Annotated in this window: 20 protein-coding genes; all 20 read left to right on the plus strand. The window is 45.7% G+C overall.

What is annotated here, in order from left to right; all coding sequences use genetic code 11:
• Positions 1-34 precede the first annotated feature (34 nt).
• The 20 genes from UCH003_RS08375 to UCH003_RS08465 are packed head-to-tail and all read left to right on the plus strand — an operon-like array spanning position 35 to position 11,516.
• Positions 35-277 carry a hypothetical protein gene (locus tag UCH003_RS08375; protein ID WP_060826174.1) on the plus strand — a complete coding sequence of 81 codons (243 nt, stop codon included), beginning with the start codon at positions 35-37 and terminating at the stop codon, positions 275-277.
• On the plus strand, positions 274-762 hold the full coding sequence (locus UCH003_RS08380) for a phage baseplate assembly protein V (protein WP_060826175.1): 489 nt from the start codon (positions 274-276) through the stop codon (positions 760-762). The genes UCH003_RS08375 and UCH003_RS08380 overlap by 4 nt, the downstream gene beginning before the upstream one ends.
• Positions 759-1,034, plus strand: a complete 276-nt coding sequence (locus UCH003_RS08385; RefSeq protein WP_060825915.1) for a GPW/gp25 family protein — start codon at positions 759-761, stop codon at positions 1,032-1,034. The genes UCH003_RS08380 and UCH003_RS08385 overlap by 4 nt, the downstream gene beginning before the upstream one ends.
• Complete coding sequence (locus UCH003_RS08390) at positions 1,034-2,104, plus strand: baseplate J/gp47 family protein (RefSeq protein WP_060825914.1); 1,071 nt, start codon at positions 1,034-1,036, stop codon at positions 2,102-2,104. The genes UCH003_RS08385 and UCH003_RS08390 overlap by 1 nt, the downstream gene beginning before the upstream one ends.
• Positions 2,097-2,666: a phage tail protein gene (locus tag UCH003_RS08395; protein ID WP_060825913.1), complete on the plus strand. Its 570-nt coding sequence runs from the start codon at positions 2,097-2,099 to the stop codon at positions 2,664-2,666. Before UCH003_RS08390 ends, UCH003_RS08395 begins: the two co-directional genes overlap by 8 nt.
• Positions 2,666-3,706: a gp53-like domain-containing protein gene (locus tag UCH003_RS08400; RefSeq protein ID WP_060825912.1), complete on the plus strand. Its 1,041-nt coding sequence runs from the start codon at positions 2,666-2,668 to the stop codon at positions 3,704-3,706. The genes UCH003_RS08395 and UCH003_RS08400 overlap by 1 nt, the downstream gene beginning before the upstream one ends.
• A gap of 11 nt (positions 3,707-3,717) precedes the next feature.
• Entirely contained in the window at positions 3,718-4,290 is a 573-nt protein-coding gene (locus UCH003_RS08405) for a hypothetical protein (RefSeq protein WP_060825911.1), read from the plus strand.
• Between the two features lie 50 nt (positions 4,291-4,340).
• Complete coding sequence (locus UCH003_RS08410) at positions 4,341-5,456, plus strand: phage tail sheath family protein (protein ID WP_060825910.1); 1,116 nt, start codon at positions 4,341-4,343, stop codon at positions 5,454-5,456.
• A gap of 9 nt (positions 5,457-5,465) precedes the next feature.
• Positions 5,466-5,972, plus strand: coding sequence for a phage major tail tube protein (locus UCH003_RS08415; protein ID WP_060825909.1), 507 nt, complete (start codon positions 5,466-5,468; stop codon positions 5,970-5,972).
• A gap of 9 nt (positions 5,973-5,981) precedes the next feature.
• Entirely contained in the window at positions 5,982-6,218 is a 237-nt protein-coding gene (locus UCH003_RS08420; protein WP_060825908.1) for a phage tail assembly protein, read from the plus strand.
• 5 nt (positions 6,219-6,223) lie between these two features.
• The gene (locus UCH003_RS13940; RefSeq protein ID WP_280936547.1) at positions 6,224-6,346 is read left to right on the plus strand and encodes a hypothetical protein; all 123 of its coding nucleotides are present in this window, start codon (positions 6,224-6,226) and stop codon (positions 6,344-6,346) included.
• Position 6,347: 1 nt separating this feature from the next.
• Complete coding sequence (locus tag UCH003_RS08425) at positions 6,348-8,345, plus strand: phage tail tape measure protein (RefSeq protein ID WP_060825907.1); 1,998 nt, start codon at positions 6,348-6,350, stop codon at positions 8,343-8,345.
• Positions 8,338-8,721 (plus strand): phage tail protein, encoded by a 384-nt coding sequence (locus UCH003_RS08430; RefSeq protein ID WP_060825906.1) that lies wholly within the window; start codon positions 8,338-8,340, stop codon positions 8,719-8,721. The genes UCH003_RS08425 and UCH003_RS08430 overlap by 8 nt, the downstream gene beginning before the upstream one ends.
• Positions 8,718-8,921, plus strand: coding sequence for a tail protein X (locus UCH003_RS08435; RefSeq protein WP_060825905.1), 204 nt, complete (start codon positions 8,718-8,720; stop codon positions 8,919-8,921). Before UCH003_RS08430 ends, UCH003_RS08435 begins: the two co-directional genes overlap by 4 nt.
• Before the next feature lie 56 nt (positions 8,922-8,977).
• On the plus strand, positions 8,978-9,868 hold the full coding sequence (locus UCH003_RS08440; RefSeq protein WP_158509035.1) for a phage late control D family protein: 891 nt from the start codon (positions 8,978-8,980) through the stop codon (positions 9,866-9,868).
• Positions 9,869-9,876: 8 nt separating this feature from the next.
• Positions 9,877-10,101 (plus strand): DUF7220 family protein, encoded by a 225-nt coding sequence (locus UCH003_RS08445; protein ID WP_060825903.1) that lies wholly within the window; start codon positions 9,877-9,879, stop codon positions 10,099-10,101.
• Positions 10,098-10,364, plus strand: coding sequence for a hypothetical protein (locus UCH003_RS08450; RefSeq protein WP_060825902.1), 267 nt, complete (start codon positions 10,098-10,100; stop codon positions 10,362-10,364). Before UCH003_RS08445 ends, UCH003_RS08450 begins: the two co-directional genes overlap by 4 nt.
• Positions 10,354-10,908, plus strand: a complete 555-nt coding sequence (locus UCH003_RS08455) for a hypothetical protein (protein WP_144440988.1) — start codon at positions 10,354-10,356, stop codon at positions 10,906-10,908. Before UCH003_RS08450 ends, UCH003_RS08455 begins: the two co-directional genes overlap by 11 nt.
• Entirely contained in the window at positions 10,868-11,299 is a 432-nt protein-coding gene (locus UCH003_RS08460; RefSeq protein WP_060825900.1) for a hypothetical protein, read from the plus strand. The genes UCH003_RS08455 and UCH003_RS08460 overlap by 41 nt, the downstream gene beginning before the upstream one ends.
• Entirely contained in the window at positions 11,247-11,516 is a 270-nt protein-coding gene (locus tag UCH003_RS08465; protein WP_144440987.1) for a hypothetical protein, read from the plus strand. The genes UCH003_RS08460 and UCH003_RS08465 overlap by 53 nt, the downstream gene beginning before the upstream one ends.
• Positions 11,517-11,557: the final 41 nt, after the last annotated feature.

The raw sequence follows: 11,557 nt of genomic DNA on the forward strand, positions 1-11,557 counted from the left end.
CATTCGCTCATCAATGAGAGTTTGAGGAGTGAAAATGTTGGAGACAATCAGCGCTTATCTGCCGGTGGCGCAATTTATGTTAGTGTTTATCGCATTGCCTACAATCAAACTACTGTTTAACCAAAACAAACAGATTGCAACACTCCAACAAATTGCGCAAGGGCAACAAGACACGATTACATTTATGCACGGCGTTCTCCTCGATACCGCCTCCCCGGAAGTGATCACAAAGCATCTCATCGCGCAGAAAAAACGCAAAGAGAGTGTGCACTCATGAAAGGTAACTTCGTCGAGGTTGGCACTGTAGTCGGGATCGACCTTGCTAACCGTGCGCTGGTGCGTGTCCAGCTCTTCGACCGAGTAAGCGCATGGATACCCTACCAAAGCATCTCAAACAAATTTATGAAAGTGTGGATTCCTCCGCAGCTCAATGAGCAAGTGATCGTCGTGCTTCCTTTTGCGGAAGCTAATGGAGGCATTGCTCTTGGCAGCATTTTTAATAAAGGGTGCAAAGAGCCTGAGGGTGCGAACGATCACACGGCAATTGTTGAGTTTAGCGACGGTACGCGCATCGTTTATGACACGCAAACGCATGATCTTTCGATTACGACGGAGCATCATATCAACCTTAGTGCAACCGCGGTAAATATCACCGGAGACCTAAATGTAACCGGAACGATTACTGATGAAAAAGGCTCTTTAAGTACGCACGTACATACAGGAGTCGCTTCGGGCAATGCACAATCAGGAGTTCGACCATGACTTTGGCTGCGCGCATCATCCGCATTTTAACTACAAAGCTCGGCGAGCGTGTCGGCATGCCGACGTATGGAAGTGAGCTTTACAAACTACGCGATCGTGCGCTTACACCTGAAACACGCTTGCTTTTTACGAAGTATTGCAAAGAGGCGATCGAAAGATGGGAAGACGTCAGTGTGAGCAGTGCGAAGATCAAGTCCTTTGATGCAAAATCTGGCAAGTTTTCATTTTTGATCACGCTTGATGATGGCGAGACCATAGAAGGAGCGGCGTAATGGCGAAGATACCTCCTATGTGTAAAGAGCTGACACTTGATCAGATCAGATCGGAACTTGTTGCTATTTATCAAGCCTACGATACTGAGTATGAGCCTAACGAGAGCGACGAAGTTATGCCTGTTTTAGAGACTTTCGCTTACCGAGAATTGCAACTTCGGACGATGACAAATGATCTCGTCGCGCAGAGTTTTTGGCAGACCGCGACGGGCGCATACCTTGACTTTCATGCTTCAGAATTTTTTATCGAACGTGATGCAGGGGCTAAGCCAGCCGCTCCGGTAACTTTTACGTTAGGTGCGACTTTGAGCACAGACTATGTGCTAAGTGCAGGACTTGAGCTTTTAAATGAAGACGGTAGTACCTCTTTACTCCTTGCAGATGTAACGTTTTTAGCAGGCTCAACCGAGGCAACAGGCATCGCCGAATTACAGCTTTACACAGCGACATCAGACACGAAAGTGATCTCGACGATGGTGCCTAGGGCGTATCTAACGAGCGTTACGCAGACATCCGTGTATAGCGGAGGAAGTAACCCGATGAGCGATGATGCTCTCCGTGCACTTATTGCCCTTGCAAACGAGCAACAAACAACCGCTGGGAGTGTAAAAAGTTACGAATATTGGGCACTACAAGCCGATGCGCGCATTAGCGACGTCAACGTCTACAGTAATGATCCGGGAGAGGTTGAAGTCATCGTGCATAGCCTAAGCGGCGTTGATGAAGCGATGCTTTCTCGCGTAGCAGAAGCGACGAGTGCCGCAGTGCATCGCCCTTTAACCGACAAAGTAAACATTAAAGCGGCAGGCAGGGTGCCTTACAACGTTACGGCTATTTTAAGTGTAAGCGACGAGGTTGACGCAACAACAACATTAGACACGGCTAAAGCGCGTTTAAAAGAGCGCCTAGATGTCGTAGAAATCGGTAAAAGTGTCACGATCGGCATGATCATTGCCGCACTATCAGTAGACGGCATTGAAGACGTAAGTTTAAGTGCTCCGGCGACAACCGTCGGCGTTGGCGAAGATGAAGTCGCTATCTTGGGAACAGTGGAGGTGAGCGTTGGCTAATCTAATCCCATCGCACTATACCGAAAGAGAAAAAAAGCTTGAGAGTACAGGTGCCGCATCGATCGAACGAGTTATGAGCGAGCTTTGGAGCGGGCGTTTGCATGATCCCGCCACATGTAAAGCGAGTTTTTTGTTTGCACTGGGGCAATACTACGGCGTTGAATACTGGTGGCAAAACATCTCCGAGGATGAACACAGAGCACTCATTGCCGCATTCCCAACAATCAAGCGACGACGCGGAACGTTATGGGCGGTTAAGCAAGCCGTTAATGTTATCGATGCAGGTGCGCTAATCGTCGAGGGGGATTACCAAATCCGCTTCGACGCAACAGCGACACATAACGGAGTGTATCAGCACGGCAATGCAACACACTGGGCGGAATATGTCGTTATCGCCAGCCGACCGATGATCAATGCGCAAGCCGCGCAACTTAAACGTTTGACGAAAAGCGTCGCACCGGCACGATCGTCTTTATTGCGCATCGACTACACGCGTGTAGCCGCAACACATAGCGGCACGATCTACTACGACGGAAATTACAATTACGGGAGCGTATCATAATGGCTACTTTAACCGAAACGACGGAGTATGCTGAGGGAGTTTATCAGATCGAAACAACCGACCCCGTCATCGGCGGAGCGGACGGCATCAGCAATGTACAGGCGAAACAACTCGCAAATCGTACTAACTTTTTAAAAAACCTCTTAACGAAAGTGATTGACGGTACGCAGAGTGTTGCAAAAGCACTCAAACTCGCGACGGCTCGAAAGATCAGCCTAAGCGGAGCCGTAACCGGCAACGCAAATTTTGATGGAAGTGCTGACATTACGATTAACGTTACGCTTGCGGATGGGCAAATTACGATCAATAGCATCAACGGCCTATCTACCGCATTGGCAAACAAACAAGACTCCGATGCAACGCTCTCCGCGCTAGCGCAAGTCTCAACTGCGGCGAATAAGCTCATTTATGCAACCGCCTCGGACACTTTTGCGACAACGGATTTAACGGCGTTTATGCGCACCCTTCTCGACGACACCGATGCGGCGGCGGCACGAGCAACACTCGGCGCGGCACCGACCGCTTCGCCGACGTTTACCGGAACCGTTACGGCTCCTGTTTTCTCAGGGGCGTTAAGCGGAAACGCCGCAACGGCAACGACGGCGTCGAACGCGAACAAACTTATCGGGATGAATTGGAACTGGATCGGGCAAGGCGGGCAACCTTCGTGGCTTTGGGGAGGAAACGACGCTTCAAACATGTACGTTTATAATCCTGCTAATTTTAGCGTTAATTACGCAAATAGTGCAGGAAATGGTGTTAGCAATGTATCTGGGGGTGGCAATGGTTACATTAAATTCTCGAATGGGGTAATTTTACAGTGGGGGAATATTGCACCCGCACAGAATGCACAAGTAACCGTTACTTATCCTATTGCCTTTACAGGGGTTGCTAGGGCTTTTGTAATGCCTTGCTCGAACGTAGACGCCTATGTACAAGCAATGGTTACATTATTAAATATTACAGATTTGGGAAGTTTTAGATTCCATTCTTTTAACGTTGCAGGCTATAGCTATAACTGGTTTGCGATTGGATATTAGGAGCAAAAAAAATGAAATATGCACACTACGATAAAGAAACAAAAAGAATTCTAGGATACTACGATAAAGAAATACACGGTGAGCTTACGCGCGCACCTAGTATCGAAGAGATAAAAGAAAGAGTAGAAGCACTTACGCTTTCGGAGGAAGCAGTTAAAAAACTTATTGAAACTGGATACACCGACACAATGCTTTTAGAGGTGCTGGGCGAAGAAACCTATGCAAAAGTTACGGCTAGGATTGTCGAGAGGGAATCGGTAATACCTACGCCTAACATAGAAATCGAAGACGCCGTTTGGCAAGAGGCAATAAACAACGCGCATAATAAAGTAAAGGCAAATGGCACGACGGAACTTTACGATTTTAGGGCACAAAGCGAAATTGTTGCAGAAGCCCTCGCAACATTTAAAACAGCGATTCAAACTGCGATCGATAAAACGGACTTGGTTGCACTTCGTTGTTGGAAAGCTGGCATTGAGTTCCCTGTTGAATGGCGAGAGTATACCGTAACATTAAGAACACTGCTAGCCTCTACGGTCGTTGTTGAATTACCAACAATGCCAGAGTACCCAAGCGGTAGTTAAAAAAGACCAGTGCCCTGCACGAAGCATTAAACATAGAAAAAGGAGAAAAAATGGGATTACTATTTGGAATTAACGGAACCATTAGCGTTAAAGCATCGCGTGCCGTGACCGTAGAGTCAACCACGCCGATCGCGGTTGTTGGAACGACAAATATAGGTACGCTTGGCTTACAATTTTTTGGCAATGTCACGCTTGCCATGAGTGCATTTGCTCCAGCGAGTGGGCAAACGGTGGAGGGCACACTTTTAGATGCGCTAAAAGCCATTGACGCTCAAGGGGTCTCATGCCCACTTATCATCAACGCGATCGATAGCGAAGACCCGACAGAAGAGATCATTATTGCTGGAGTCAATGCACTTAAAACTGCTGAAGCCGTAACAGGCTATCGTCCTAATCTCATTGTAGCCCCTGCATTTTCTGCTGAAGTAACTGTTGGTTTGGCGATGGGTGCAGTAGCGCAGAAACTTTGGGCAACGGCTATCATAGATGTGGAAGGAGAAAACGAAAGTGCCGCGCTAGCAGTCGCTGCTAATTATGGAACTCGCTTTGCGCTACTTGTTCATCCTACTGAAGTGACGTTGGATGGCTTTGCTATGCCAAGCTCTGCGGCTTGGGCGGGACTTATCGCTTATATGGATGCATCTAGTACCTATGGATGGACAGAATCAGCGAGTAACCGCATCGTTCAAAGTGTTAGTGCCACGAACCGCATTATCGACTATGCGGAGGGTGAAGATAGCGAAGCACGTCGCCTCCGCAATAAAGGTATCAATACGATCGTGCGTGATGTTGGTTGGAGAACCTACGGGTTTGAGACCACCGACATTGATACTATCTGGCAACCACTTAACCGTGTGCGTACTTTCTACAGAATGCTTAGAGCCATGATCGAAGCGAGCCGTTATGCGAGAGATCGTAAGGCGGATGAGCTTCTTTATGTCAAAAAAGCAATCGAAGAGTTTATGCGAGGGCTTAAAGGGGCAGGTGTTGCATTAGGTTTTAAAGCCTATTTCGACACAACAAAAAACACTAAAGCTACGGTGAGCAATGGTCAATTTTATCTAACGGTCGAGTTCCAAGATATGCCAACCATCAGGGAGCTCAATATCGAGCTTACATACGTGGATGACTACAGCGATGTGCTGCTAAACATCATCAATGGATAAGGAGTAAACATGCCACAAGCACCAAGAGCAAAACAGTTTTTACGAGAGTTTAACATCCTCGTTGAGGGGATCGGCAATGTCGGTATCTCGAACAAAGTAGAGCTACCCGACATCGAATTTTTGACGGAAGAAAGTGCGGGTGCGATAGCTAAAGAAGAGGTGATCCCTCTTCTTAAAGCGATGACTACGAAGATCACGCTCTCCGAATACAACACATACGCCTATACGGCGGCAAGTAAACAGTTTGGCACGAGCCCTGTTTTTTACGTTAAAGGCTCTTTAATCCAAGGGGATGAGACGCTCTCCTTACTTGCGACGATCACCGGCAAGGTCAAAAAGTTTCAAAACCCTCTGCCTGAGAGAGGTAAGAACGTAGAGCAAGCGTTAGAAATCGCAACGAGTGCCTATTCGCTAGAGCTAGGCGGGGTTAAAGTTATCGACATCGATGTTGATAACCTGATCTGCGAGATCGATGGCGAAGACCTCTTCGCTGATCTTAGAAATCATATTTTATAAGGATAAAAAATGCAAGACGTTGAAATCACTCTAAGCGACGGGACGGTCGTCAAAATGCGAAGACCAAAGGTTAAAGATACGTTAGCCGTTGCAAAAATTAGCAACGTTGGGGAGCAAGAAGTCGCTTTGATCGCGAACCTTACGATGCAAACCGTAGAGGATATTTCGGAGCTATACCTCGATGATTACGCGCTACTACAAAACGAGCTTAAACGTTTTTTGTCCCCGGAGAAAAAGAGCTCATAAGGCTCATGGCATTGGTGGGTCATTGGCTCCATTTCTCCTATGCAGATATGCTGGAGATGGAGATCGATACCCTTTTACTGTTTATAGACGAGATCGATAGGCTCGCACATCAAGGAAAAGGAGGATAAGATGAGCAAGATGTTCGCTTTAGGTATAGCACTTACAGCAAAAGATATGTTTAGCCCTGCTTTTTCCTCTCTTGGTTCTGCGATCCGAAACTCCACAAAAGACTTAAAAAACTTCGGCACAGCAAGTGCGGCTATCGGTACAGGGCTTAAAGGCGCACAACTGGCGACTCAAGGAGCCGTTGGGGAGGTTATCAAGTCTTATGCTGACCTCGAAGACGCGCAAATACAACTACAAAATACTCTCATGAAGAGCGATGGAAGCGTGAGTCCTTTTTTTAAAGGGATCAATGAGGAAGCGACAAAGCTTGGTAATGCTCTACCGGGTACGACAGCAGATTTTTACGCTATGGCATCAAAGCTAAAATCGCTTGGAGTCGAGGAGCAAAGCATTATCGGTGGGGCTTTAAAGTCTGCCGCGTACCTTGGTGTTGTACTTAAAATTCCTTACGAAGAAGCCGCCGTCTCTACTGCAAAATTTAGGGAGGCTTTAGGTATCGCAGACAGTGATCTGCTCGTGTTCATTGACGATATTCAACGCCTTGCGCACATGGGCGTTGAAGTTGGAGAGATGAAATTTGCCTTTTCAAAAGTCGGTGCTACCATGAAAGGGTTGGGAATGATGGGACTCCAAGCCGCGCGAGATGTTGAACCTCTCATTGGCTTACTCATTAAGTCAGGTTTTAGTGGCGAAACCGTTGGTACAAACCTTGGCAATATGATCGAATCAGCGGTAAATTTTAAGGGTTCTAAAGAGCTTAAAAAACAAGGGATTGAACTTACATTCAATGACACAACTGGAAAGTTCTTAGGCGTTGAAAACATGATCAAAGAGCTTGAACAGCTCAAAGAAATTGAAAGCGACGCGGCACGTCTTAATGTTATAGAGTCGCTTTTTGGTAAAGGCGAAGCGGCATCGATGGCGAACGTTCTTATTCAAAAAGGAACGGGAGGTATCTCAGAGTTTAATAAAAAGCTCAAAGAGCAAGCTGATCTAAATATGCGTGTTGGAAATACCACGAAGTCGCTTCGAAACACATGGGAAGCTTTAACCGGTACATTTTCAAACCTCCTCGCATTCTTAGGTGAGGGGATCGCTCCTGAGCTTAAGTCTGTTACGAACTTTCTTGGGGATGCGACAGCTGCTTTAGCAGACTTAACACAAGAATACCCAAATGTTACAAAGTTCTTAGGTGGTGCGCTTGTCGGTTTTGTAGCACTCTCAGGAGGACTCGGTACAGCAGCTATCGCGGTGTCTATGTTTACGACTGTTTTAGGTGTGCTTGGCGTTACGTCTATGGTTACATTTGGGTGGATCATCGCCGGTGCTGCGCTTATTGCCGGAGCGGCTACACTGATCATCGCAAATTGGGATACTTTAAAAGGGTGGTTTGTCTCTTTTGGAACGTGGCTCGCTGATCTATTAGGGGGTGCGGCTACAGCAATTTACGCGCAGTTTGAACCGCTTTTTAATTGGATTAGCAAGGCTTTCACATGGGCGTTTCAATCGTTTAATGTAGCCGATATTTTCAGTTCAATCGCTCAATCTGTCGTAAATATTTTTAGTTCTCTTTTTAGTTGGATCGGAAGCCAAATAACTGGGGCTATAGAGGGGTTTAATACTTTTGCTTCGTTTATTACTGATCTGTTTACAAATCCAATTACAACAATTACAGGGCTTTTTGACTCTTTTTTTAATTGGGTTGGTGGTAAATTTCAATGGGTTTTAGATTCGGTTAATGGTGTCAAATCGTTTTTTGGTGCGGAATCCAATGTACAACAGGCGACTTCACCTAGTCAGCAAACTATACCCATTATGGCTAGGGCTGGAAACATCCCAGCACAGGGTTCGACTTCAAATAGCGTTAGCGTTACGATTCAAAATCCAAACTTCAGCTCTCCCGAGGAAGCAAGCCGCACACAAGCACAGATCGATGAGCAAGTACGTAAAGCTTTAAGAGAGATACAGCGCGATCAAGCCGATAGGAGTTTCAATGACTAATATTATGGCGATGATCGGTGATTTTATTTTCTCTTTAGAAAAAAAGCCTTTTGATGCGCTAAGCCATACGAAAGAGTACAGTTTCGCTGAAATTCCAAAGGTAAACTACTACACCGGTGAGCAGAGTGTAGGCAAGGACATCGAAGAGCTTACCCTCTCAGGGTCTATCATTACCCTTAAAGGAGGGTTGAACCCTTTAGCGCGTCTTTTTGCTATCGCGGATCAAAAACAAGCCGTGCCGTTTATCTACGGTTACGGTGAGGTTTTGGGCGACTTTAAGATCACAAAAGTAAAAGAAGATCGAAGCCTCTTTCTTCCGGATGGAAGATCAGTCAAAGTCGTGTTTAGTGTTGAAATGAAAAGAGTACGCGAATGAAACACGTCATCGCAACTCAAAATGATCGCTTAGATACGATCGTCTATACCTATTATGGAACGCTTGAACCTCTTAATGAAGTGATGCTTGCCAATGCTCACCTTATGTCAAAGGCACTTTTAGATGCTGGAGACAAAGTCTATCTCCCTGAGTATACGGCAACCGTAGCGAGCGAAAGCGATGGGATAAGCCTATGGTAGCTATTAAAAAGCCAAGTTTTAAGCTTTTGGCAAATGGTAAAGATGTGACTGCTTCATTGAAGAAGTATATCCTCGGTATAGAGTACACCGATGCGAAAGACAACTCAGCCGACAGCTTTAAAATTCGATTTCATGGAGAGAATTTCGCACCGCCTGAGTACAAAGACATCTTAAAAGTATGGCTCGGTTTTGAGGGGCATCTTTGGTACATCGGCTCTTTTAGTGTTTTGAAGTCTCGTTTAGATTATCAAACTAAAGTCGTTAGCATCACGGGAACACCGGTTAATTTTAGTACGCAAATCAAAGAAAAGCGAACCATGAGCTACGAAAATGCCTCGCTAGATGACATCTTAAAAAAGATCGCAAAGCGGAATGACCTAAGTGTCAAAAATAGCTTTTACGATCTTATGTTTCTCCATGAGAGTCAAAATGATGAAAGTGACCTTGCCTTTATGCAACGCATCGCACGAGAGATCGGGGCGACCTTTTCGATTAAAAACGACACGATCCTCTTTTGCCCAAAAAAAGGGGGCGATAAAGAGAGTGAACTGCCTAAGTTTACGATCAATGCCGACCTTACGGATAACCTTTACCTTGAGATGCTTGACAAAACACTCTACAACTCAGCCAGCGCGTCATGGCAAAGTACGAAAGAAAACAAAGTGATGTCTGTATCGATAGGAAGCGGGACACCAGCTCTTAACGTGCGCGGAAATTTTCAAAGTGAGGCGGAAGCGAGGGTAAAACTAAAAGCGGAGCTGAACTTAAAAAACAAAGGCACAGTGCGCGGAGGGTTTGACTACGAGGGTCTGAACATCGTAGCTGGGGGAAAGCTTACGATCTTAAACCTCCCTAACGCGAAATGGGGCAAAGAGTTTGATGTGCAACAGGTGCGTCACACTTGGGGGGATAACGGTTACACGATCAGTGTTGAATTTGAAAATTAGGAGAGTAGATGCAGAGTAAAAGAGCTTCGTTTTATGAGAGCTTATTTAACACGTTCAGCGGGTTTTTCATAAGCCTTGCATTGGCGTATTTTGTTTTTCCGTTATTTGGTATGCCAAAAAGCATGGAGAGTTCATTTTGGATCGTCATGATCTTTACGGTTTCATCTATCGGTCGTAACTATCTGATCCGCCGCGTATTTAATTTCTTACATGTAAAAAAGGAGAGAAAATGAAAAAGTTATGGTTTGAAGCGGTATTGGCTTGTCTTTGTCTTGCGGTAATCGTGTTGCATGTTTTTGGGGATGATCAACATTTTGTTCAGCTTATCATCGCCAAGATGGTACTAATTAATTTCGGTCTTATTCATGCGTACATTGCCGGCAGACTATTACTGGGCAAAGTTGAGTGGTGTTGTACATCCAGCTTTTCACCTAAGAATGTAGGGAGGATCGTGCTATATGCGGTTATTGTTTATAGTTACTCTATTGGCGGTTAATCTTTTTGCGCTGGAGCGCTGCGCTCTTTTAACACAAAAGGTACGTGTCGCGCATTTTAAAGAGTTCGGTACAAGCTTCCCTTACCAATACGCTATCGCACAGCTGGAGCAAGAAAGCGGGTGTAGAGCAAGTATTTCAAACGACGGAGTAGGCTCTCAAGGAGTCGCGCAGATCACGTATCGTTGGTGGAAAAATGTCTTAGATAAGGAAGGCATTACCGAGATCGCAAGCGTGCAAGGAAGCCTTAGAGCGCAAGCGGCGATCATGCGTTACCTGCATGAGCAGGGGCGACCGCTTTGGGTCACGTATCAGCGTTACAACGGCGGCGACTGGGTACTTAAAGAGATCAGAAAAGCCGGTGCGGAGAACTGGGCAAAAGCGAAAGCGCAATGCACTAGGGGAGACTCGCACTTTACGTTAAAAAGCGGGAAGATTCAGACCCGCAATAATTGCGAGATAAATTATGAATACTCGCAAAATATTTACACACTAGGGAGACAGTATGGAGATGTTCAAGACAATTCTCAGTTTAGGTACTGGTAGCCTTTGGAAAGGAGTTAGCATTCTTTTAGCTGGAGCGCTGATCGCCATGAGCCTTTTCATATTGGAAGAAGAGGTGTCGTTGCGCTCTACAATAAGCGATAATGAAAAGGTCATCAAGGAACAAGGTGGTGAGCTGACCAAAAAAGAGTCTAAGATCAAAGAGCTTCAGGAAAAAGTTAGTCTCAAGCAAGCAGAGATCGGGGTACAAAATGCAACGATTGCCGCAAATAAAGCGGACACAGAGAAAAATCTTAAAGCGGTCAACGATGAGCTCTTAAAGATCAGCAAAAAATACAACGACTTCAAAGACGAGGTCAAGAACTGGAAAGGAGACCAAAATGCGTCAAGTTGCGATAATGCTCGTGCTTTTCTTAATAGCCGTACTTGGTAGCGGATGCGGTGTCGATCAGCCTCAGACACCACAAATTGACCAGTTCGTTAACGTGCCTCAAAGGTGCGTTATTGAGTTAGACCCTATGCCTGTCATTAAGCCTAAAACCTTTCAAAAAGGGGAAGAGCTTGAGCAAAATGAATGGAGCTATGGGAACTACCTCATTATGAAAGAAGATAATGAAAAAGTAAGGGCAAAAGTCAAAAAATGCCAATGAATAGGCAGAGTTCCCTCTGCCTAACAAGTCGTCCCAAACTC

This window comes from Sulfurospirillum cavolei (assembly GCF_001548055.1).
Classification (GTDB): Bacteria; Campylobacterota; Campylobacteria; order Campylobacterales; family Sulfurospirillaceae; genus Sulfurospirillum.